The organism is Mesorhizobium sp. CC13, assembly GCF_039907765.1.
Taxonomy (GTDB): domain Bacteria; phylum Pseudomonadota; class Alphaproteobacteria; order Rhizobiales; family Rhizobiaceae; genus Aminobacter.
Map to the genome: position 1 here is coordinate 230,955 of NZ_JARDJI010000003.1, position 20,790 is coordinate 251,744.

The 20,790-nt window shown below is 66.6% G+C and carries 22 protein-coding genes; 17 read left to right on the top strand and 5 right to left on the bottom strand.

The window, feature by feature from the left end; genetic code table 11:
* The first annotated feature begins 43 nt into the window (after positions 1-43).
* Positions 44-1,741: a 30S ribosomal protein S1 gene (gene rpsA / locus PV773_RS06980; protein WP_347965645.1), complete on the top strand. Its 1,698-nt coding sequence runs from the start codon at positions 44-46 to the stop codon at positions 1,739-1,741.
* A 234-nt stretch (positions 1,742-1,975) separates the two neighbouring features.
* On the top strand, positions 1,976-3,118 hold the full coding sequence (locus PV773_RS06985) for an alpha/beta fold hydrolase (protein WP_347965646.1): 1,143 nt from the start codon (positions 1,976-1,978) through the stop codon (positions 3,116-3,118).
* A 44-nt stretch (positions 3,119-3,162) separates the two neighbouring features.
* Here PV773_RS06985 and PV773_RS06990 read toward each other — a convergent pair whose 3' ends face one another.
* The 3 genes from PV773_RS06990 to PV773_RS07000 are packed head-to-tail and all read right to left on the bottom strand — an operon-like array spanning position 3,163 to position 6,120.
* A complete protein-coding gene (locus tag PV773_RS06990; protein ID WP_347965647.1) occupies positions 3,163-3,870 on the bottom strand; it encodes an SDR family NAD(P)-dependent oxidoreductase in 708 nt (235 codons plus the stop codon).
* A gap of 31 nt (positions 3,871-3,901) precedes the next feature.
* A complete protein-coding gene (locus PV773_RS06995) occupies positions 3,902-5,476 on the bottom strand; it encodes a 5-guanidino-2-oxopentanoate decarboxylase (RefSeq protein WP_347965648.1) in 1,575 nt (524 codons plus the stop codon).
* Positions 5,473-6,120, bottom strand: coding sequence for a TetR family transcriptional regulator C-terminal domain-containing protein (locus tag PV773_RS07000; protein WP_347965816.1), 648 nt, complete (start codon positions 6,118-6,120; stop codon positions 5,473-5,475). Before PV773_RS07000 ends, PV773_RS06995 begins: the two co-directional genes overlap by 4 nt.
* 233 nt (positions 6,121-6,353) lie before the next feature.
* Between PV773_RS07000 and PV773_RS07005 the strand changes: the two genes are divergently transcribed.
* From PV773_RS07005 to PV773_RS07030, 6 genes are all read left to right on the top strand, one after another.
* A complete protein-coding gene (locus PV773_RS07005) occupies positions 6,354-7,166 on the top strand; it encodes an ATP-binding cassette domain-containing protein (RefSeq protein ID WP_347965649.1) in 813 nt (270 codons plus the stop codon).
* A gap of 54 nt (positions 7,167-7,220) precedes the next feature.
* Entirely contained in the window at positions 7,221-7,997 is a 777-nt protein-coding gene (locus PV773_RS07010) for a transporter substrate-binding domain-containing protein (RefSeq protein WP_347965650.1), read from the top strand.
* 119 nt (positions 7,998-8,116) lie between these two features.
* Positions 8,117-8,980 carry an ABC transporter permease gene (locus PV773_RS07015; RefSeq protein WP_347965651.1) on the top strand — a complete coding sequence of 288 codons (864 nt, stop codon included), beginning with the start codon at positions 8,117-8,119 and terminating at the stop codon, positions 8,978-8,980.
* On the top strand, positions 8,977-9,786 hold the full coding sequence (locus PV773_RS07020; RefSeq protein ID WP_347965652.1) for an ABC transporter permease subunit: 810 nt from the start codon (positions 8,977-8,979) through the stop codon (positions 9,784-9,786). Before PV773_RS07015 ends, PV773_RS07020 begins: the two co-directional genes overlap by 4 nt.
* Positions 9,787-9,789: 3 nt before the next feature.
* Positions 9,790-10,815: an Ldh family oxidoreductase gene (locus tag PV773_RS07025; RefSeq protein ID WP_347965653.1), complete on the top strand. Its 1,026-nt coding sequence runs from the start codon at positions 9,790-9,792 to the stop codon at positions 10,813-10,815.
* 186 nt (positions 10,816-11,001) lie between these two features.
* Complete coding sequence (locus PV773_RS07030) at positions 11,002-11,385, top strand: hypothetical protein (protein ID WP_347965654.1); 384 nt, start codon at positions 11,002-11,004, stop codon at positions 11,383-11,385.
* Between the two features lie 177 nt (positions 11,386-11,562).
* Here the strand turns inward: PV773_RS07030 and PV773_RS07035 are convergent, their stop codons facing one another.
* Positions 11,563-11,760, bottom strand: a complete 198-nt coding sequence (locus PV773_RS07035; RefSeq protein ID WP_347965655.1) for a CsbD family protein — start codon at positions 11,758-11,760, stop codon at positions 11,563-11,565.
* 199 nt (positions 11,761-11,959) lie between these two features.
* On the opposite strand from PV773_RS07035, the gene PV773_RS07040 reads away from it, so the two are divergent.
* The 3 genes from PV773_RS07040 (at position 11,960) to PV773_RS07050 (ending at position 14,324) form a co-directional block, all read left to right on the top strand.
* Positions 11,960-12,412: a DoxX family protein gene (locus PV773_RS07040; RefSeq protein WP_347965656.1), complete on the top strand. Its 453-nt coding sequence runs from the start codon at positions 11,960-11,962 to the stop codon at positions 12,410-12,412.
* 153 nt (positions 12,413-12,565) lie between these two features.
* Positions 12,566-13,540 carry a complex I NDUFA9 subunit family protein gene (locus PV773_RS07045; RefSeq protein ID WP_347965657.1) on the top strand — a complete coding sequence of 325 codons (975 nt, stop codon included), beginning with the start codon at positions 12,566-12,568 and terminating at the stop codon, positions 13,538-13,540.
* A gap of 16 nt (positions 13,541-13,556) precedes the next feature.
* On the top strand, positions 13,557-14,324 hold the full coding sequence (locus PV773_RS07050) for a sulfite exporter TauE/SafE family protein (RefSeq protein WP_347965658.1): 768 nt from the start codon (positions 13,557-13,559) through the stop codon (positions 14,322-14,324).
* A 47-nt stretch (positions 14,325-14,371) separates the two neighbouring features.
* On the opposite strand, the gene PV773_RS07055 is transcribed toward PV773_RS07050, so the two are convergent.
* A complete protein-coding gene (locus PV773_RS07055; RefSeq protein WP_347965659.1) occupies positions 14,372-15,178 on the bottom strand; it encodes an undecaprenyl-diphosphate phosphatase in 807 nt (268 codons plus the stop codon).
* A gap of 160 nt (positions 15,179-15,338) precedes the next feature.
* On the opposite strand from PV773_RS07055, the gene PV773_RS07060 reads away from it, so the two are divergent.
* From PV773_RS07060 to PV773_RS07085, 6 genes are all read left to right on the top strand, one after another.
* The gene (locus PV773_RS07060; RefSeq protein ID WP_347965660.1) at positions 15,339-16,031 is read left to right on the top strand and encodes a glutathione S-transferase family protein; all 693 of its coding nucleotides are present in this window, start codon (positions 15,339-15,341) and stop codon (positions 16,029-16,031) included.
* Complete coding sequence (queG, locus tag PV773_RS07065) at positions 16,012-17,175, top strand: tRNA epoxyqueuosine(34) reductase QueG (RefSeq protein ID WP_347965661.1); 1,164 nt, start codon at positions 16,012-16,014, stop codon at positions 17,173-17,175. The genes PV773_RS07060 and queG overlap by 20 nt, the downstream gene beginning before the upstream one ends.
* Positions 17,172-18,086 (top strand): SDR family oxidoreductase, encoded by a 915-nt coding sequence (locus PV773_RS07070; protein ID WP_347965662.1) that lies wholly within the window; start codon positions 17,172-17,174, stop codon positions 18,084-18,086. Before queG ends, PV773_RS07070 begins: the two co-directional genes overlap by 4 nt.
* A 90-nt stretch (positions 18,087-18,176) precedes the next feature.
* Positions 18,177-19,274, top strand: coding sequence for a penicillin-insensitive murein endopeptidase (gene mepA / locus PV773_RS07075; protein WP_347965663.1), 1,098 nt, complete (start codon positions 18,177-18,179; stop codon positions 19,272-19,274).
* Positions 19,275-19,353: 79 nt separating this feature from the next.
* Complete coding sequence (locus PV773_RS07080) at positions 19,354-19,737, top strand: methylglyoxal synthase (RefSeq protein WP_347965664.1); 384 nt, start codon at positions 19,354-19,356, stop codon at positions 19,735-19,737.
* 35 nt (positions 19,738-19,772) lie between these two features.
* Complete coding sequence (locus tag PV773_RS07085) at positions 19,773-20,789, top strand: glucokinase (protein WP_347965665.1); 1,017 nt, start codon at positions 19,773-19,775, stop codon at positions 20,787-20,789.
* The last annotated feature ends 1 nt before the right edge of the window (position 20,790 follow it).

Here is a 20,790-nt window from a genome sequence, read left to right on the forward strand (position 1 = left end):
CCACGGCGCCGCTCCCGCAAGACGGGACGCACCAGGAGATCCAATGTCACAAGCTAATCCCTCCCGCGACGATTTCGCGAGCCTGCTCGAAGAGTCCTTCTCGGACGGTCACTCGGGCGAAGGCCAGGTCGTCAAGGGCATCGTCACGGCCATCGAAAAAGACATGGCCATCATCGACGTCGGCCTGAAGGTCGAAGGCCGCGTGCCGCTGAAGGAATTCGGCGCCAAGGGCAAGGACGGCACGCTCAAGGTCGGCGACACCGTAGAGGTCTATGTCGAGCGCATCGAAAACGCGCTTGGCGAAGCCATGCTGTCGCGCGACAAGGCTCGCCGCGAAGAAAGCTGGGTCAAGCTCGAAGAGAAATTCACCAAGGGCGAGCGCGTCGAAGGCGTCATCTTCAACCAGGTCAAGGGCGGCTTCACCGTCGATCTCGACGGCGCCGTTGCCTTCCTGCCGCGTTCGCAGGTCGACATCCGACCGATCCGCGACGTCACCCCGCTCATGCACAACCCGCAGCCCTTCGAGATCCTCAAGATGGATCGCCGTCGCGGCAACATCGTCGTGTCGCGCCGCACCGTTCTCGAAGAGAGCCGCGCCGAGCAGCGTTCGGAAATCGTGCAGAACCTCGAAGAAGGCCAGGTGGTCGAAGGCGTGGTCAAGAACATCACCGACTACGGTGCGTTCGTCGACCTCGGCGGCATCGACGGCCTGCTGCACGTCACCGACATGGCCTGGCGCCGCGTCAACCATCCGACCGAGATCCTCAACATCGGTCAGACGGTCAAGGTGCAGATCATCCGCATCAACCAGGAAACCCACCGCATCTCGCTCGGCATGAAGCAGCTCGAGAGCGATCCGTGGTCGGACATCGGCACCAAGTTCCCGATCGGCAAGAAGATCACCGGCACCGTCACGAACATCACCGACTACGGTGCGTTCGTCGAGCTCGAGCCGGGCATCGAAGGCCTCATCCACGTGTCCGAGATGTCGTGGACCAAGAAGAACGTGCACCCCGGCAAGATCCTGTCGACCACCCAGCAGGTCGACGTGGTCGTGCTCGAAGTGGATCCGGCCAAGCGCCGCATCTCGCTGGGCCTCAAGCAGACGCTCGAGAACCCGTGGGAAGCTTTCGCCCGCAACCACCCGGTTGGTTCGCAGGTCGAGGGCGAGGTCAAGAACAAGACCGAGTTCGGTCTGTTCATCGGCCTCGACGGCGACGTGGACGGCATGGTGCACCTTTCGGACCTCGACTGGAACCGTCCGGGCGAGCAGGTCATCGAAGAGTACAACCGTGGCGACATGGTCAAGGCTCAGGTGCTCGACGTCGACATCGAGAAGGAGCGCATCTCGCTCGGCATCAAGCAGCTCGGCCGTGACTCGGTCGGCGAAGCCGCGACCTCGGGCGAACTGCGCAAGAACGCCGTCGTGACCTGCGAAGTGATCGCGATCAAGGACGGCGGCCTCGAAGTCCGTCTGGTCGAAAGCGGCATCGAGACGTTCATCAAGCGTTCCGACCTGTCGCGCGACCGCGACGAGCAGCGCCCCGAGCGCTTCGTCGTCGGCCAGAAGGTCGACGCCCGCGTCATCGCCTTCGACAAGAAGACCCGCAAGCTTCAGGTCTCCATCAAGGCGCTGGAAATCGCCGAAGAGAAGGAAGCGGTTGCCCAGTACGGCTCGACCGACTCCGGCGCTTCGCTCGGCGACATTCTGGGTGCTGCCCTGAAGAACCGCGGCACCTAAGTAGCCCGGGCTTCAAGCAAGCTGACATCGAAACCCCGCCGGAGCGATCCGGCGGGGTTTTTTCTTGTTTCGGCCGCAGCCGCGACGAGATTGCGAAGCCGAAGTGATGCCGGAATGCTTCAGGACGAAAGCAGAATTCATCACCGCGCCATCGTGCGGCCGCCTCTGCGGTTGCCGCAGCCGGGAATTGCTGCTCTTAAATCGCGGAATTGCGCCCGCGTTCAGAGCCAGACCATGCCCAAGTTGCGTTTTCTGACGTTTGTCCTGGTGTTTCTGGTCCTGTCGGGCTGCGGCGGCCGGGCAGTGCTCGGCCTCGACGACGGCAAGGAAGGCGAATCGGCTGCCGTCGTGCCGATCTATGTCGCGACGATGCGGGCCCGGTCGAACGACCTGTCGCTGCCCTATTCGTCCGAGCGCGCCAAGCAGCTCACCTTCGCCAAGTTCGAGATCGGCATCCCCAAGACGCATGTCGCCGGCGAGGTTGAGAGCGCCAGCCGGTCGCCCAGCCCGGCGCGCAACTTCGTCGCCCGCACCTTCCAGCCCTATGACGAGAAGGTTGGGTTCGTCGCCGCCCTCGACGCCGACCTGATGCGGCGCCCCGAAGCCGAGCGCGAAATCTTCATCTTCGTGCACGGCTACAACAACAATTTCGCAGACAGCATCTTCCGCAACGCCCAGATCGTCCACGACTACAAGGTCAAGTCGGTGGCGCTGCACTATGCCTGGCCGTCGGCCGGCTCGCTGCCGCTCTACGTCTATGACCGCGACAGTGCCGCCTACAGCCGCGACGGCCTCGCCGACACCATCGAGATCGCCGCGCGCACCAAGGCCAAGCGCATCGTGCTGGTCGGCCATTCGATGGGCAGCTATGTGGTGATGGAGGCGCTGCGCAGCCTGTCGCTCAGCGGCCGCGACAAATACATCAGCCGTATCAACGGCCTCGTGTTGGCTGCGCCCGACATCGACATGGACGTGTTCCAGAGCCAGATGCGCGACATCGACGACCTGCCGGATCCGTTCACGATCCTCGTGTCGACGCGCGACAAGGCGCTCAACCTGTCCGGCGGGCTGACGGGCGGCCATCCACGCGTCGGCTCCGGCGCCGACGTCGCCGCCCTGCAGGCCGAGAACATCACCGTGCTCGACACGTCCAATCTCGACGGCGGCACTCACGGCGTCTTCGCCAGCTCGCCCACGCTGATGGCGCTGACGGCAAAGGGCGGGCTGATGAACGACGTCACCGAGAGGGGCGAGGGCGCACCGGCCGAGACGATCCTGGCCGACGGCGGCCAGGTCATCAAGGGCGCTGCGTCGCTGGTCATCTACCTGCCGGCCAAGCTGCTCGGCGTGCCGAACGGCGGGCTGCTGACGCAGTAGGCCAACAGGCCTCTCGATCGAACCGGGCGGAGGTTGGCTGCGTTTCAGGCGCGTCCGTAGATCGCCGCCACCGTGCCGCTGGTGACCAGGTTGGCCGGCGACGCCAGCTGCACGATCGCCGCCGCGGCGGCTTCGAGGCTGACCCATTTGGCAAAATCGGCCTTCGGCATGGCGTCGCGGTTGGCTTTGGTGTCGAGTGTCGACGGCGCCACGGCGTTGACCAGAATATCGGCGACCTTCAGCTCCTCCGCGAGGGCCACAGTCAGCGCCGCAACCGCCGCCTTGCTCGCGGCATAGGCAACCATGCCGCCACCCTTGCGCGGCTCGATGCCGGCACGGGCCGAGACGTTGACGATGCGGCCGCCAGCGCTGCCGGCAATCATCGAGCGGGCGGCTCCGCGGCAGGAGAGGAAGGTAGTTCTGGCGTTGAGGTCCATCATCCGGCCGAACTGGTCGGGGTCGACCGCCTCGATCGCGCCCATGTCGAAGCCGCCGGCCGCATGGACCGAGGCCCAGAGGCCGGGGACGGCGTCGTAGAAGGCGTCCACCGCCCTGGCATCGGTCAGGTCGACGCCAGTTGCGATATGGATGCGGTCATGGCCGGCGAACTCGAAATCGTCTGGCGCTTTCGCCCGGCTGACGGGCAGGTGGCAGATGGCGCCCTCGGCCAGCAGGTGCCTGGCGATCGCCGCGCCCAGCGCACCGGTGGCGCCGGTGACGACGACATGCCGGGCTTCGAAACTCTTCGTCATGATGGACTCCCGCAGTGAGCCGCGACGCGGCCTATTCCACGGCAATTTCTATCAGACAGGGCTTTCCCGTCGAGCGTGCCTTCTTCAGGGCGCTGCCGAGGGCTGCGACATCGGTAAGGCGCTCGGCCCCGAGCCCGTAGGCCTGGGCAATCAGCGCGAAATCCGGCGGCACCGGCGACACGCCGACCGGCTCGACGCCGGCCTCGAGCATCGAGGTCTCGATCTCGCGATAGCCGCGGTTGTTCCACACGACGAAGATGACGGGCGCCGCGGCATCAAGCGCGGCCCCCAACTCCGGCAGGGTGAACTGGAAACCGCCGTCGCCGCTGAGGCAGACGACGGGCGCATCCGGCACGGCCAATGCCGCGCCGATCGCCGCCGGCGGCCCGAAACCGAGCGCGCCGTAGCCGGTCGCGGCGTTGAACCAGCCGCCCGGCCGGTCATGGTCGTAGTAGAGATTGGCGGCGTAAACCGGCTGGGTGGAATCGCCGACGATGATCGCGCCCGGCAGGGCGTCGCGGATCGCCTCGACGGCGCCCACCTGCTCCTGCATGGCGGGCCCGATCTCCTGCCATGCCGATTCGCGGGCGGATCGGGCGCGCAGCGCGCCTCCTGCCTGGCGCGACACGCCGATATCGGCGCCCAGCCCCGCAAGTGCTGCTCCGGCATCGGCCAGGATCGAAACCGCGGCAGGGCGCCGGGCAAGCTGCATCTCGTCGACGTCGATGCGGATCAGGCTCTTCGGCATCACGAAGCCGCCGTCGCCATACATGTCGTAGTCGGTCGGACCGAACTCGGTGCCGACGGCGACCACCAGATCGGCCTCCGCCATCAGCGCCCTGACCGCCTTGAGGCTCGGACTCGCCGGAACGTTGAGCGCGTGGCCGTGGAGCAACCCGCGGCCGTTGGCTGTCGTGACGACCGGCGCGTCGAGCTTTTCGGCCAGGGCCTTGAGTTCAGCCTCGGCCCGGCGCGTCCCGCCACCCGCCAGGATCAGCGGCCGCTTCGCCGCACTGACCAAGAGTCGCGCTTCGGCAAGCGCGCGCTCGCCGGGAACGTGCGCAACGGCACGCTTCGGCAATGGCCTCAACCCCTCCGCCGGCTTGCCCATGACATCGAGCGGTATCTCGATATGCACCGGTCCCGGGCGCCGCGCCGCAAAGATCTCGAACGCCCTTGCTATTGTGCCGGGCAGTTCGGCTGCGTCGGCTATCCGCCGCGACGACAACGCCACCTTCTCCATCATGCCGCGCTGGTCGGGCAGTTCGTGCAGGTAGCCCAGGCCCTTGCCCAAGGTGGGCATGGCGTTGACGCCCGAAATCACCAGAATCGGCACCGAATCGGCACGCGCCTGCGCCATGGCAGTGATGGTGTTGGTCAGTCCCGGCCCGGTGATCACGAAGGCGACGCCCGGCTTGCCCGAGGCACGGGCGTAGCCGTCGGCCATGAAGCCCGCGCCCTGCTCGTGGCGCGGCGTGACATGCCGGATCCTCGATCTTGCCAGCCCACGATAGAGCTCGATCGTGTGCACGCCGGGGATGCCGAACACCATGTCGACGCCATAGGCCTCGAGCAGCCCTATCAGCGCCTCGCCGACCGTCGTCATGCGACCTCCTTCTCGTTCAGTTTCAAGCCCAGCATCGCCTCGACGGAGCTCACGCCGATTTCGGCCAATTCGCCGTTGGCGAACATGTCCCCTGCGAGGCAGCCTTCTATCCAGAGCCCGTCGATGATGGCGTTGATGGCGATGGCGTGCCGACGCAACTCGGCCATATCCGCCCGCCTGCCGGCCTCGGCAAGCACCTCGGCCACGAGTACCTCGACCTCGTCGCGAAACCCCAGGTAGCCGGCGCGGTGCGCAGCCCCGAGCGCGGCATCCGAACCCGCCCGCCCGATGAAGCTCGCCCACAGCGAAAAGCTACGCGCGTCGACCACCGGGGGCACGAGGCTGGCCTCGACGAAGGCCGCGAGCCGGCGGCGCGGCGCCCGCTCGACATTTTCGAGGGCCGATTTCGCCAGCTCGGTCATGCGCCCCATTACAGTGGCGTAGGCCGCCTGCAACAGGTCTTCCTTTCCCGGAAAATAGTGCCTGATCAGCCCGGCGGTGACGCCCGCACGCAATGCGATGGCACGAACCGTGGCGCCGGCGAGCCCGTTTTCGGCGACGCAGTCCAGCGTCGCCTCGATCAGGTCCTGCCGGCGGCGCTCCTCGCCCTCTCGGCGGAATTTTCTCCGCGCGGCGACTGCCATGTCCACCTTCGCTGTTCCGGAAAAACCGCCGAACTTGGCCCTTCCAGTATTTATACACTTGCATAACAAGGCGGCAAGTGCCGTAATGGGCGCACAAAAGAAGCGGGAATGGTGCCGTTGACGCCGCAAGGCCGAACGGTCCATCTTCTCCGCCCAGGGGAACATCGCGACGCGACCATGAGCAGCCGATTGCCAGCTGACGGGAAGACGTTCACGCGCCGGAGCCATCGCTGATGGCTGCCGTCGATGCAGCCCAGCGCCCGATCCACACCGACGGCACCGCCGCCGAAGCCATCCACGTCGAGAACCTGCACAAGCGGTTCGGCCAGTTGCATGTGCTGAAAGGCGTCTCTCTTTCGGCGCGCGATGGCGAGGTGGTGGCGATCATCGGCGGCTCAGGCTCGGGCAAGTCGACGCTGCTGCGCTGCATCAACTGCCTGGAGAGCCCGACGAGCGGCATCATCCGCATCAACGGCGAGGAGATCCGCCTCAAGCCCAACGGCCGCGGCGACTGCGTGCCGGCCGACCGCCGCCAGATCGAGCGCATACGCTCGCGGCTCGGCATGGTGTTCCAGAGCTTCAACCTCTGGAGCCACATGACGCTCATCGAGAACGTCATCGAGGTGCCCGTGCACGTGCTGGGCATCAAGCGCGCCGAGGCCATCACTGAAGCCGAGCGCCTGCTCGCCCGCGTCGGCCTTGCAGAGAAGCGCGACGTCTATCCGGCCTTCCTGTCGGGCGGGCAGCAGCAGCGCGCCGCGATTGCGCGGGCGCTCGCCATCCAGCCGCGCGTCATGTTGTTCGACGAGCCGACCTCGGCGCTCGATCCGGAACTGGTCGGCGAAGTGCTCAAGGTCATCGGCGATCTCGCCCGCGAAGGTCGCACCATGGTGCTGGTCACGCACGAGATGAAGTTCGCCCGCGAGGTGGCGACCCACGTCATCTATCTGTGCAACGGTCAGGTCGAGGAAGAAGGCCCGCCCGAGCAGATCTTCGGCGCCCCGAAGTCCGAGCGCCTCAAGCAATTCATCCGCAGCATCGGATAGCGCGGAGGAAGATCAGGGGAACATCCGAACAACGAAAAAGACGGGAGTGAAAGCATGAAAGCACTGCTTGCAACTGCGGCCATCGCCCTTGCGCTCGGCTTCGCCGGCACCGCGAGCGCCCAGGCGATCAAGGTGGGCATGGCGCCCGAGCCCTATCCCCCCTTCGCCTCGCCCGACGCCTCCGGCAAGTGGGGTGGCTGGGAGATCGACATGATCAACGCGCTCTGCGCCGAGGCCAAGCTGGAATGCGAGATCAGCATGACCGCCTGGGACGGCCTCATCCCGGCGCTCAACTCCAAGAAGATCGACGCGATCATGAACTCGATGTCGATCACCGAGGAGCGAAAGAAGTCGATCGATTTTTCGGACAAGTACTACAACACGCCGACCGGCATCATCGGTTCCAAGGACGCCAAGTTCGACGCCACGCCGGAGGGGCTGAAGGGCAAGATCCTCGGGGTCCAGGTGTCGACGGTGCACGAGGCCTACGCCAAGAAGCACTTCGCCGACGTCGCCGCCGAGATCAAGATCTACCAGACCCAGGACGAAGCCCAGGCCGACCTGGCCGCCGGGCGCATCGATGCGGTCCAGGCGGACTCGCTGTCGCTGAAGACCTTCCTCGACAGCGACCAGGGCAAGGCCTGCTGCGACCTGAAGGGCGACGTCGCCGAAGATCTCGAAGTGCTGGGGCCGGGTGTGGGCGTCGGTCTGCGCCAAGGCGACACCGAGCTCAAGGACAAGTTCAACGCCGCCATCAAGGCGATTCGGGATAACGGCAAATACGCCGAGATCACCAAGAAATATTTCGACTTCGACATCTACGGCAAGTGAACGGCGCTCCGATCCGGCCCCGCACCAGCACCGGATCGAATGCGTCGCCGACGTGAGCACGGCGCTGGCAACCTCCCTCCCCCTTGTGGGGAGGGAGATAGGGTGGGGGTCCTCTCGGGATGTCCTACCAAGTTCCTGTCCCGGCAGCTTTCGCATCCGGCGTTGACCCCACCCTAGCCCCTCCCCACAAGGGGAGGGGAACCTCCATAGCCCTCCTGAGGACCGCGCCCATCGAGCACCTGCTGAACCCGCTGCTGCAATCCGCGACGGTCGAACTGCTGTCGATCTCCCCGCCAGGGTGGGGCGGCAATCTCCTGCGCGGCCTGGCGAATTCAATCCAGATCGCCGTCGGTGCTTTCGGGCTCGGCCTGGCCATCGGCATCGGCGGCGCCTGGGGCAAGCTTTATGGCGGCCCGATGATGCGCGACCTGATGGAGATCTACACCACCATCGTACGCGCCGTGCCGGAGCTGGTGCTGATCCTTCTGCTCTATTATGCCGGTACCGACCTCATCAACCGGGGCCTGGAAAGCTTCGGCTACGCCGCGATCGACATCAACGGCCTCGTTGCCGGCATCGCCGTGCTCGGCGTCGTCCAGGGCGCCTACGCCACCGAGGTCATCCGCGGCGCCATCCTCGCCATCCCGCAGGGACAGCTCGAGGCCGCGCGGGCCTATGGCATGCCGCCCGGCAAGATGCTGAGGCGCATCACCTTGCCCGCCATGCTGCCCTTCGCCATTCCGGGCCTCGCCAATCTCTGGCTCATCGCCACGAAGGACACCGCGCTTCTCGCCGTGGTCGGCTTCAACGAACTCACCCAGGAGACACGCCAGGCCGGGGCGACCACCAAGGCCTACTTCACCTTCTTCGTCGCCGCGGGCGTGCTCTATCTGCTCCTGACCCTGTTCTCCAACGTCATCATCGGCCGCATCGAACGCTGGGCACGGCGCGGCATGCCGCCCGTGGCGGAGGCCGGCCGATGACGACGGCGGCCGACGCGCATCCGCTCGAAGCCTCGCGCTCCGCCTGGCTGCAGCCGCATCGCATCGTGCTCATCGGCATCGCCCTGGCGCTGGTGGCTTGCGCGGCGCTCTTCCTGCGCTGGGAGTGGCTGCCCACCTATTACGACCTCGCCCTCCTCGGCATCTGGCGCACGATCTGGATCCTCGTCGTCACCTCGGTGCTCGGCTTCCTTCTCGCCGTGCCGCTGGGCCTCGCCCAGGCCGCCGGGCCGCTCTGGCTCGCCTGGCCGGCCAAGGCCTTCTGCACGGTCATCCGCGGCACGCCGCTGCTGCTCCAGCTCTGGCTCCTCTACTACGGGCTCGGCTCGCTGTTTCCGCAGTTCCCATGGATCCGCCAGTCCGAGCTGTGGCCGATCTTGAGACAAGCCTGGCCCTATGCCGTCGTGGCGCTTACCTTGTCCTATGCCGCCTATGAGGGCGAGGTGATGCGCGGCGCACTCGCTGGCGTGCCGCGCGGCCAACTCGAGGCCTCGCGCGCGTTCGGCATGAGCCCCTGGAAGCGGTTCCGCCGCATCTGGCTGCCGCAAGCCATCCACCGCGCCCTGCCGACGCTCGCCGGCGAGACGGTGCTGCAGCTCAAGGCGACGCCGCTCGTCGCCACCATCACCGTGATCGACATCTACGCCGTGGCGTCGCGCGTCAGGCAGGATACCTTCATCGTCTATGAGCCATTGCTGCTGCTCGCCTTGATCTATCTGGTGATCACGGGAATCATCGTCTTCGCCTTCCGCAAGCTGGAGGCGCGCATTCCGTCTCGATTGGGATAGGCCATGACCGAAAAGCAGCCCGAAACCGTCACCCTCGATCTCGAGCAGGCCCGCTCGCTCTGCATCGCCGCGGCGATGGGCGCCGGCGCCTCCGAGGAAACCGCGCGCTCGATCGGGCTGGCCGCCGTCGCCGCGGAGGCCGATGGTCAGGCCAGCGTCGGTCTTTCGCACTACATCGACTATCTCGAGTCGCTGGAAGCCGGCCGCATCGACGGCAAGGCCGAACCGGTGATCACGAGACCGGCGCTCGCCATCTATCTTTCCGACGCGCAGGGCGGTGCCGCGCACACCGGCTTCGACCGCAGCTTCGACGAGATCGCCAAGGCGGCGCGCCTGTTCGGCGTCACCGTCTTTGCGCAGAAGAACGCCTATACCTGCGGCGCACTCGGCTATTTCACCGGGCGCCTGGCCGAAGCCGGGCTGGTGGCGATCGCGGCAACCAATGGCCCCGCGCTCGTCGCCGGTTCGGGTTCGACCAAGCCGGTCTACTGCACCAACCCGATGTCGCTCGCCGCACCCGCCGCCGACGGCCCACCGCTGGTCATCGACCAGTCGTCCAGCGCCACCGCCTTCGTCAACGTCCGCAAGGCGGCCGAGGCGGGCGACGAAATACCCGAAGGCTGGGCACTCGATGCCAGGGGCAAGCCGACCACGGACCCCAAGAAGGCGATGAAGGGCGTGCTGCTCGCCTTCGGCGGCGCCCGCGGGGCCAATGTCGCCTTGATGGTCGAGGTGCTTGCCGCCGGCGTCTCGGGCGCCAACTGGTCGGTCGACGCGCCATCGATAACCTCGGGGGACCGCACGCCGGGCACCGGCCTGTTCATCGTGGCACTCGATCCCAAGCTGTTCGACCCGGACTTCGAGCAGCGCATGCGGGCGCAGCTCGGCCGCCTGTCGGAACAATATCACGTCCATATCCCCGGCCCGGCCAAGGCGGCCGCGCGCGCCCGCTCCGAAGCCGAGGGCATCACCGTGCCGGCCGCCATCCACGCCCGCATCGCGCGATTCGCCGCCCGAAATCCCGCCTGACCCGATACCTCGAAAAAAATCGAACCCCGATTTGAACCTTTCTCCCGGCCGCTGCGACCCAGCCATGTCCAGGGCGAGGTGAGCTCGCCCGATCAACACCGGGGGGAACCCAAACCGAAAGACCGTTCCGACGTGGAAGCGTGTGCTTCCGCGGCCCCGAAACGCAACCTCGAAAGGGAAACAATCATGAAGACCAAGATCACCATCCTGACCGCAGTGCTTCTCCTTGCTGGCGCCATCGGTAGCGCCAACGCCGCCGGCGGCTTCTCGGCCGGTTCGGGCGGCGGCGACCGTCCGTCGGGCCCGAGCGACATCTCCGATGCGCCTGGCGGCGGCGGCCCCTCGGGTCCCGGCGACATCTCGGACAAGCCGGGTAACGACAAGCCGTCCGGCCCGAGCGACAAGGCGTCGTCCAACGGCGGCGGCGCCACCGAAGACAAGTACTGCAAGAACGGTTCGAGCAAGTTCCCGGCCTGCAACGCCAAGTTCGTCCAGGCGTGCAAGGCCGCAGGTGGCACGATGTCGGGTCAACAGGGCTGGGGCGGCAAAACCTGCTGGGAGCCCTCCTGACGCCGGCCTCGGCGACGGCCTGACCAAAGCGTCGGTCGCCCGCATCAGCGCCACCCGGAAAACCCCGCCCCTGGCGGGGTTTTCTGCATCAAGGCACATGCTTGCATCAAAGAGCCCCGCCTCGGGCGGGGCTCTGGGGGCGGGCGCATCGACCCGCCGAAAGTCGGCCGTCGCCGCTCAGTGACGCATCAGCCAGTTATCGATCTCGCGCTCGGCCTCTTCCTGAGCCTTGCCGTAGCGGGCCTGGAGCTTTCCGGCGAGTTCCTTGCGCTTGCCGTTTATGACGTCGAGATCGTCGTCGGTCAGCTTGCCCCACTGGGTCTGGACCTTGCCCTTGAACTGCTCCCAATTTCCTTCGATCTGGTTCCAATTCATTCTGTTTCTCCTTCCGGATTTGCACGACAGGTCCGCCGCACTGGTTCCTGAACGCCTCCGATCAGGCTCGGTTCCCCTCTTCACAATCCCGCATTCACAAAAAGATGACTTGCAACGTCATCTTCCGGCCAGATCGAGTTGATTTGGGTTGCCGGCGCCTGCGCGGGGCGGCAACACGACAACGAACATGGAGACCTCTTTGGCCCTAACGACCGAGACGACCGGCCGCCGCCTGTTCATTCCCGCCCTGCGCGGCCCCTATGCGAGCCTGCACGATTCCGCCGAAACGATCCTGCGGGTCACAGCCGGCGCTGCCCTCGTCACGCATGGCCTCGCCAAGATCGCCGACCCGTTCGGTGCCGCCGGCATGGTCGAAGGACTGGGCTTCCATCCGGGCGCGTTCTGGTCGCTGCTCCTGTCCGGCACCGAATTCTTCGGCGGCATCTTCATCGCGCTCGGCCTGCTGACGCGACCGGCCTCGGTCGCCGCCATGTTCGTGCTCGCTGTCACGGTCTGGTTCCATTGGGTGACCATGGGCCAGGGCTACGAGGGCGCGGAAAAGTCCATTCTCTGGACGGCGATCTTACTGTTCTTCGCCGTCCGCGGCGGCAACCGGCATTCGGTCGACGCGCGTCTCGGTCGCGAGTTCTGATCCTCGGGACAAGAATGCCTCCCAAGGCTGTCCACCCGCCCGCGCCACATCGGCGCGGGCCGCTCCAGGCGGTCGCTCGATGATTGCCTTTTCCGCGAAACGGGCTAAGAAACGCTGACAATCCAAGCCGTTCAGGCGCCACCGGAGCCAGCGATGACCGATATCCTCCAGACCCCGCAACTCGTCACCGTCTTCGGCGGGTCCGGCTTCATCGGTCGCCACGTCGTCCGCGCGCTGGCCAAGCGCGGCTATCTGGTGCGCGTCGCCTGCCGCCGCCCCGACCTCGCCTACCACCTCCAGCCGCTCGGCAATGTCGGCCAGATCCAGCCGGTCCAGGCCAACCTGCGCATGCGCTGGTCGGTTGACCGCGCCGTCCAGGGCGCAGCGCATGTCGTCAACCTCGTCGGCATCCTGCACGAAAGCGGCCGCCAGCGGTTTTCGACAGTGCAGGAATTCGGCGCCCGCGCCGTCGCCGAGGCCGCACGTGCCGCCGGCGCCACGCTCACCCACGTCTCTGCCCTCGGCGCCAATGCAAACTCAGCCTCGCTCTATGCCCAGACCAAGGCGCGCGGCGAAAAGGCGGTCCACGACACGCTGCCGGACGCGGTGATCTATCGTCCGTCGATCGTCTTCGGTCCCGAAGACACCTTCTTCAACCGCTTTGCCAACATGGCCCGCTTTTCGCCGGTCCTGCCGCTGATCGGCGGCGGCGAAACCCGCTTCCAGCCGATCTATGTCGGCGACGTCGCCGAAGCGGTGGCGCGCGCCGTCGACGGCAAGGTCAAGGGCGGCACGATCTACGAGCTTGGCGGACCGCAGGTTCTGAGCTTCAGGCAGTGCATGGAAGAGATGCTCGAGGTCATCGACCGCAAGCGGACGATGGTCGCCGTGCCGTGGTGGGCGGCCAACCTGCAGGCCTCGATCCTGGGCCTGCTCCCCAATCCGCTGCTCACCAAGGACCAGGTGATCCTGCTGCGCAGCGACAACGTCGTCTCCAAGGCCGCGCAGGACGAGGGCCGCACAATCGCCGCCGTCGGCATCGCGCCCAAGACCACCGCCTCGATCCTGCCGAGCTATCTCTGGCGCTACCGCGCCGCCGGCCAGTTCACGCACAGGACGATGGCCTGACGCCGGCGGGGCGCAGATGGACGCCCTGGCCGCCCTTCTCCCCGATGGACTCGACCCGCTTGTGGCGGGCCTGCTGGTCGTCGCCAGCGCCTTCACCTCGGCCTTGACCGCCGCCTTCGGCGTCGGCGGCGGCGTCGCCATGCTCACGCTGATGGGCCTGTTCGTGCCGGTCGCCCCCCTCATTCCGGTCCACGGCGCGGTCCAGCTCGGCTCCAACACAGGCCGCGCCTGGCACCAGCGTGCCAATGTGCGCATGGATGTGGCTGCGCCCTTCATCGCCGGCAGCGTCATCGGCGCGATCATTGGCGCCTTCGTGGTCGTGCAGCTGCCCGACGCCCTGCTCAAGCTGGTGCTCGGCGTGTTCGTCATCGCGATCACCTGGACCAAGATACCCGGGATAGAGAAGCTGACGCGCACGGGACTTGCCATCGGCAGTGTCGTCGTGGCGCTCGTCGGCATGCTCGTGGGTGCCACGGGGCCGCTGGTTTCGGTGCTGTTCGCGCAGTTCTTCGCCAACGACCGCAAGGCGCTGGTCGCCACCCATGCCGCCGGCATGGTAGCCCAGCACGGGCTCAAGATCGTGGTCTTCGGGCTCGCGGGCTTCGCGTTCCGGGACTGGCTCCCGCTCATCGCGGCGATGATCGTGTCGGGCTATCTCGGCACCGTCTACGGCACCAGGCTGCTCGAGCGCATGCCGGAGGAGAGCTTCCGCAAGTGGTTCAAGATCGCCATCACCGTTCTGGCGCTGGACCTGCTGCGAAGGGGAGTGGCAGGGTTGGTCTGAGGGGCGCGTTGCCTTCTCCCGCAAGGGCTACAAGGCAAAGGCGGCTCTCAGCCCCAGATCATCAACGCGATCAACCCGACGCCGCCGACGAGCAGCCGCCACCAGCCGAACAGGGCGTAACCGTGGCGCGAGACGTAGTCGAGCAGATGCCGCACCACGAACAGCGCGGTGATGAAGGCTGCGGCAAAGCCGATGCCGATCACCGGCAGGTCGGCCGCCGACAGGACGTCGCGGTTCTTGTAGAGGTCGTAGGCGAAGGCGCCGGCCATGGTGGGCATGGCGAGGAAGAACGAGAATTCCGCCGCCGCACGCTTGTCCACGCCCATGAGCAGCGCGCCGACGATGGTCGCACCCGAACGCGACGTGCCCGGGATCATCGCGAGCGTTTGGAACAGGCCGATCTTCAGGTAGACCGACAGCGGGAACGCGGTGATGTCGTGGTACTTCGCCTCGAGCTCGAGCTTGTCGAGGACCAACAGCACCAGCCCGCCGAGGATGAGCATGATGCAGATCAGTATCGGAGACTCGAACAGCACAGTCTTGATGAAGCCGTGCAGCAGGACGCCGAGCACGGCCGCCGGCAGGAAGGCGATGAGGATGCCTGCGACGAATCGCTGCGTCTTCGGGTCGCGGGGCAGGTCTACCGCCATCCGCCAGAGCTTCGCGGCGTAGACCGAAAGGATGGCCAGGATCGCGCCGAGCTGGATCAGGATCTCGAAAGTCTTGCCGGTGGAGTTGAAGCCCAGGAAATGACCGGCAAGAAGGATATGTCCCGTCGAAGAAACGGGAATGAATTCAGTCAGCCCCTCGAGCACCCCGAGAAGTAGCGCGTCGATGATCGTCTGGTTTTCCATCGCATCCCTGCGAGCTGGTTCATTCGCGATTGCTTGTCACGGAACGGAACTCACCCTATAGGTCGGTTCGCCCGAGAGCCCGGTGAACCGGGCCCAGTTGCTCTAGCGGCCAAGCGGGCGATTCGCCAGAGCGCCCTCGTTCACGAAATTTCGCAGGACCATGCTGACGCTTTTCCATCACCCCATGTTCGCGACGTGCCGCTTCGTCCGTCTGGCGTTCGGAGAGTACGGCGAGGAATTGGCGCTGATCGAGGAGAAGCCTTGGACGCGGCGCAAGGAATTCCTGACGCTCAACCCCGCCGGCACGCTGCCGGTGCTGCTTGCCGAGAGCGACGTGCCGATCGTCGGCGCGATGATCATCTCGGAATATGTCGACGAGACGCGCGGCGTGCTCAAGCGCGACCGGCGCCTGTTTGCCGAAGACCCGATGGAGCGCGCCGAGATCCGCCGCCTGACGGACTGGTACCTGACCAAAACGGAAGGCGAAGTGACGCGGCATCTGGTGCGCGAGCGCGTGCTGAAGCCGCAGATGCCGGAATCGGCCGGTGGCGGTTCGCCCGATTCGGCGGCCATCCGCGCCGCCCGCGCCAACATCCGCCAGCACATGAAATACACCAACTGGCTGGCCGGCACGCGCCACTGGCTCGCCGGTCCGCGCATCACCTATGCCGACCTCGCCGCCGCCGCCACCCTCTCGGTGCTCGACTATCTCGGCGAGATCGACTGGCGCGAATATTCGTCCGCCCGCGAGTGGTACACCAGGGTCAAGTCGCGGCCATCGTTCCGGCCGCTGCTCGCCGACCGGGTGCGCGGGCTTACCCCGGCATCGCACTATGCGGACCTCGATTTCTGACAAGGCGCTGCGCCAGCTGATCGAGCGCGAAGCGACCCGCGCCGGCTTCGCCGCGGTCGCCGTCACCCGACCCGACACCATCCCGCTTGCACCGGCACGCCTCGCGCAGTTCCTCGGCGAAGGCCTGCACGGCTCCATGGCCTGGATGGCCGAGACGCTGGAGCGCCGCGCCGCCCCTTCCGTGCTCTGGCCCGAAGTGCGCTCGATCGTCGTGCTCGCCATGAACTATGGGCCCGGCGAGGATCCGCGCGAGCTGCAGGCCAGGCCCGACCGCGCCGCGATCTCGGTCTACGCCCGCAACCGCGACTATCACGACGTCATGAAGGGACGGCTCAAGGAGATCGCCGGCAAGATCGTCGCCCGCGCCGGCGGCGACGTGAAGGTGTTCGTCGATACCGCCCCGGTGATGGAGAAGCCGCTCGCCGAGGCGGCAGGGCTGGGCTGGCAGGGCAAGCACACCAACCTCGTCAGCCGCGAATTCGGTTCCTGGCTGTTCCTCGGCACCATCTTCACCACCGCCGAACTCGCGCCGGACGCGCCCGAGATCGATCGCTGCGGCTCCTGCCGCGCCTGCCTCGACGCCTGCCCCACCGATGCCTTTCCGGCTCCCTACCGGCTCGATGCGCGGCGCTGCATCTCCTATCTCACCATCGAGAACAAGGGGCCGATCCCGCACGAGTTCCGCGACAAGATCGGCAACCGCATCTATGGCTGCGACGACTGTCTCGCCGCCTGCCCGTGGAACAAGTTCGCGAGAGCCGCTTCCGAAGCCAAGCTCGCCGCACGCGACGACCTGCGCGAGCCACGCCTTGCCGAGCTGCTTGCGCTGGACGACGCCGCCTTCCGCACGCTGTTCTCCGGCTCGCCGGTCAAGCGCATCGGCCGCGACCGGTTCGTCCGCAACGTGCTCATAGCTGCCGGCAATTCGGCCGATCCCGCGCTCGCCGAGCCGTGCCGGGCGCTGCTGTCCGATCCGTCGCCGCTGGTGCGGGGCACGGCCGTCTGGGCATTGTCGCGGCTCCTCCCCGAAGCGGCGCTTTCTGCCCTTGCGCAACGGGCTCTGAAGGCAGAAAGCTCTGCCGACGTCGTCGCCGAATGGCACACGGCATTGGCAATCCGGGAAGCGAAGCAGGCGCAGGCATGAGCGAGCAAAAGGTCTTCATCTTCGGCGCCGGCTATTCCGGCAAGGCCTTCGCGCGCATGCGGCCGCAAGCCGTAGCGGTCACAGGCACCACGCGATCGCGGGAAAAGCTTGCCGGCCTCGAGGCCGCCGGCATCGAGCCGTTCGTGTTCGACGGCCGGCTGTCCTCGGAAATCAGGGCCAAGCTCGAGGAGACCACGCATCTCGTCGTCTCCGCCGCCCCCAACGACGACGGCGATCCGGTGCTCAACGTGGCGCATGATGCGATCACCCACCATATGCCGCTGCTGCGCTGGGTCGGCTATCTCTCCACCGTCGGGGTCTATGGCGACTATGGCGGTGCCTGGATCGACGAGACGGCACAATGCCGGCCCAAGCCCGGCCGCTCGCAGATGCGGCTGGACGCCGAGCGCGAGTGGCATGAGCTCGGCGAGGAAACGGGCCGGCCGATCGCCATCCTGCGCCTGTCGGGCATCTACGGCCCGGGTCGCAACGCCTTCGTCAATCTCGCCAACGGCACGGCGAAGCGCCTGGTCAAGCAAGGCCAGGTATTCAACCGCATTCATGTGACCGACATTGCCGCAGCACTCTGGTTCCTGGCCGACGGGGAGTATGGCGGCACATTCAACGTCACCGACGACCTGCCCGCGCCGCCGCAGGACGTGGTCGCCTACGCCGCCGGATTGATGGGCGTGGCGCCGCCGCCGGAAACTCCTTTCGAGACCGCCCAACTTTCGCCCATGGCGCGATCCTTCTATGGCGAGAACAAGCGCGTCTCCAACACGGCTATCAAGGCCCTGGGCTACACGTTCAGCTTTCCCGACTACCGCGCCGCACTGGACAGCATGTGGGCGGACGGCTCGTGGCGCGGCGGGGGTGACGGCGACAAGCGCAGTCCGATACGGCGTGCCTAGTGCGGGCGGCGATTCACGTGGGACAATGACGCCGGGATTTACCATTAGGTAACCATGGCGGCGCAAGCTTTGCGGAGAGGGTGAAACCGCATGACGTCATTTTTTCGCAGATTTGCCGGACGGACGGCGCGACTCGCGATAGTCGCGGCCACACTCGGCATGATCGGCCTCGACCTGCACGCAGCCGGCGCCGCCGAGCTTGCCAAGGATCTGTTCGGCAGCACGAAATTGCCGGCGGCGACGGCCGCACGCTCCTATGGCTTCTATTCCAAGGGCTGCTTCGCCGGCGGCGTGGCCATCGCCACGGACGGCCCGACATGGCAAGCCATGCGGCTGTCGCGCAATCGCCGCTGGGGCCATCCGGCGATGATCTCGCTGATCGAGAAGCTGTCGCGCGACGCCATCGGGGATGGCTGGCCTGGCCTGCTGATCGGCGACATCTCGCAGCCGCGCGGAGGCCCGATGCTGACCGGCCACGCCTCGCACCAGATCGGCCTGGACGCCGACATCTGGCTGACCCCGATGCCCGACCGCAAGCTCTCCGCAACCGAACGCGAAAACATGAGCGCGGTGTTGATGGTCGACGAGAAGACCCACCTGGTCAAAGACAAGCTCTGGACGCCGGCGCATACCCGCCTGATCAAGCGGGCGGCGAGCTATCCCGAGGTGGAGCGCATCCTGGTCAATCCGGGCATCAAGAAGAAACTCTGCGACACGGTCACGGGCGACCGTTCGTGGCTGCGCAAGGTGCGTCCCTTCTGGGGCCACGACTATCATTTCCACATGCGCATCGGCTGTCAGGCCGGGTCGAAGGGCTGCAAGGAGCAGGATCCGACGCCGGTCGGCGACGGCTGCGACAAGTCGCTGGCCTGGTGGTTCACCGAAGAGCCCTGGCGTCCGGCAACCGGTCCCGAAAAGCCCAAGGCGCGCGACATCATGACCATGGCGAGCCTGCCTAAGGAATGCCGCGCCGTGCTGGCCGCGCCCTCGCCCGTCAACGAAGCGGCGGTTACCGTCTATGGCGGCGGCGCCCCTTCGGCGGTAGTCGCCGCTCCGGCACCGGCAGCGCCAGAGGTCGCGGAGACCCCGACCATCACCGATCCCGGCACGCCTGTCAGCGCAGATGCCTATGCGCCCCGGCCATCGGTCGACATTCCCCTGCCGCGGCCCCGCCCGGCGAAGCAATGAGCCGGGCCGCTCGGCGCTTCCAAATGCGCGGAAATCCGTTTATGGGATTTCAACCGATTTAAGCAGCACGGAAACGACTGTGACCCCAGCCCTGCGCGTCGCGCTGATCGCCCATGACCAGAAGAAGGACGACATGGTCGCCTTCGTCGGCGATCATGCCAGGTTCCTCGAGACCTGCCATATCGTCGCCACCGGCACGACCGGCCAGCGGGTGCTCGCGGCCTGCCCCAGCCTGAACCTGACGCCCTTGAAGAGCGGCCCCCTCGGCGGCGACCAGCAGATCGGCGCGCTGATCAGCGAAGGCAGGATCGACGCACTGATTTTCTTCGTTGATCCGCTGACGCCGATGCCGCATGACGTCGATGTCAAGGCATTGATGCGGCTTGCCATCGTCTACGACATTCCGATGGCGTTGAACCGCGCGACCGCCGAGATCATTCTGGAAAATCAAGAGAACGGCTGAACGCCGCCGCCAACCATCTGGGAACCAGACCGGGCATGTCACAATCGAACGAGCAGGCACTCCCCTTCCCGATCCTGATCGGCGACATCGGCGGCACCAATGCGCGCTTCGCCATCGTCGAGAGTGCCGACAGGGAGGCGGGGGAGCCGCGCATTGTCCAGACGGCCAGCTACGCCAGCATCGACGACGCCATCCTCGCCGTTCTCGACGGGCAGCCGGTGCGCCCGCGCTCGGCGGTGCTCGCCGTGGCCGGACCGGTGGAGGGCGAGGAGATCGCGCTCACCAACTGTCCCTGGGTGGTGCGGCCGAAAGAGATGTTTTCAACCATCGGTCTCAGCGACATCCTGGTGCTCAACGACTTCGAGGCCCAGGCGCTGGCAGTCGTAGCCCTCGGCAACGAGCATATGGAGAAGATTGGCCCCGGCGAGCCCGAGGAGGGCGCCGGCCGCGTCGTGCTCGGGCCCGGCACCGGGCTGGGCGTCGCCGGCCTGGTGCATGCGCTCGGCCGTTGGATTCCCGTCCCCGGCGAAGGCGGCCACATGGACATCGGCCCGCGGAGTGCGCGCGACTTCGAGGTGTTTCCCCACCTCGAGAAGATCGAGGGCCGCATCTCGGGCGAGCAGATCCTGTGCGGCCGCGGCCTGGTCAACACCTATCGCGCCGTGGCCAGGACCGACGGCAAGACGCCGAAGCTCACCCAGCCGGCGCAGGTCACCGCAGCGGCGCTCGACGGCAGCGACGCTATCGCCGAGGAGGCGCTGGCGCTCTTCGTCACTTGCCTCGGCCGCACCGCCGGCGACCTGGCACTCGTTTTCAAGAGCAAGGGCGGTGTCTATCTCACCGGCGGAATCGCCCAGAAGATCGTGCCGGCGCTGAAAAAGGGCAATTTCCGCGAGGCCTTCGAGGACAAGGCACCGCATCGCGAACTGATGCGATCGATGCCGGTCTATGTCATCACCCACCCGCTGGCGGCCCTCGCCGGGCTGGCGGCTTATGCGCGCACGCCGTCACTCTTCGGCATCGAGACGGGCGACCGGCGCTGGCACGTCTAGG

Bases quoted from the DNA above. Each gene is read 5' to 3' on its own strand.
- PV773_RS07025 (WP_347965653.1), top strand. From the start codon at position 9,790: ATGACCGAAAAGCAGCCCGAAACCGTCACCCTCGATCTCGAGCAGGCC.
- PV773_RS07070 (WP_347965662.1), top strand. From the start codon at position 17,172: ATGAGCGAGCAAAAGGTCTTCATCTTCGGCGCCGGCTATTCCGGCAAG.
- PV773_RS07015 (WP_347965651.1), top strand. From the start codon at position 8,117: ATGTCCTACCAAGTTCCTGTCCCGGCAGCTTTCGCATCCGGCGTTGAC.
- queG (WP_347965661.1), top strand. From the start codon at position 16,012: ATGCGGACCTCGATTTCTGACAAGGCGCTGCGCCAGCTGATCGAGCGC.
- PV773_RS07055 (WP_347965659.1), bottom strand. From the start codon at position 15,178: ATGGAAAACCAGACGATCATCGACGCGCTACTTCTCGGGGTGCTCGAG.
- rpsA (WP_347965645.1), top strand. From the start codon at position 44: ATGTCACAAGCTAATCCCTCCCGCGACGATTTCGCGAGCCTGCTCGAA.
- PV773_RS06995 (WP_347965648.1), bottom strand. From the start codon at position 5,476: ATGACGACGGTCGGCGAGGCGCTGATAGGGCTGCTCGAGGCCTATGGC.
- PV773_RS07050 (WP_347965658.1), top strand. From the start codon at position 13,557: ATGGACGCCCTGGCCGCCCTTCTCCCCGATGGACTCGACCCGCTTGTG.
- PV773_RS07010 (WP_347965650.1), top strand. From the start codon at position 7,221: ATGAAAGCACTGCTTGCAACTGCGGCCATCGCCCTTGCGCTCGGCTTC.
- PV773_RS07005 (WP_347965649.1), top strand. From the start codon at position 6,354: ATGGCTGCCGTCGATGCAGCCCAGCGCCCGATCCACACCGACGGCACC.
- PV773_RS07060 (WP_347965660.1), top strand. From the start codon at position 15,339: ATGCTGACGCTTTTCCATCACCCCATGTTCGCGACGTGCCGCTTCGTC.
- PV773_RS07045 (WP_347965657.1), top strand. From the start codon at position 12,566: ATGACCGATATCCTCCAGACCCCGCAACTCGTCACCGTCTTCGGCGGG.
- PV773_RS07000 (WP_347965816.1), bottom strand. From the start codon at position 6,120: ATGGCAGTCGCCGCGCGGAGAAAATTCCGCCGAGAGGGCGAGGAGCGC.
- mepA (WP_347965663.1), top strand. From the start codon at position 18,177: ATGACGTCATTTTTTCGCAGATTTGCCGGACGGACGGCGCGACTCGCG.
- PV773_RS07020 (WP_347965652.1), top strand. From the start codon at position 8,977: ATGACGACGGCGGCCGACGCGCATCCGCTCGAAGCCTCGCGCTCCGCC.
- PV773_RS06985 (WP_347965646.1), top strand. From the start codon at position 1,976: ATGCCCAAGTTGCGTTTTCTGACGTTTGTCCTGGTGTTTCTGGTCCTG.
- PV773_RS07030 (WP_347965654.1), top strand. From the start codon at position 11,002: ATGAAGACCAAGATCACCATCCTGACCGCAGTGCTTCTCCTTGCTGGC.
- PV773_RS07085 (WP_347965665.1), top strand. From the start codon at position 19,773: ATGTCACAATCGAACGAGCAGGCACTCCCCTTCCCGATCCTGATCGGC.
- PV773_RS07035 (WP_347965655.1), bottom strand. From the start codon at position 11,760: ATGAATTGGAACCAGATCGAAGGAAATTGGGAGCAGTTCAAGGGCAAG.
- PV773_RS06990 (WP_347965647.1), bottom strand. From the start codon at position 3,870: ATGACGAAGAGTTTCGAAGCCCGGCATGTCGTCGTCACCGGCGCCACC.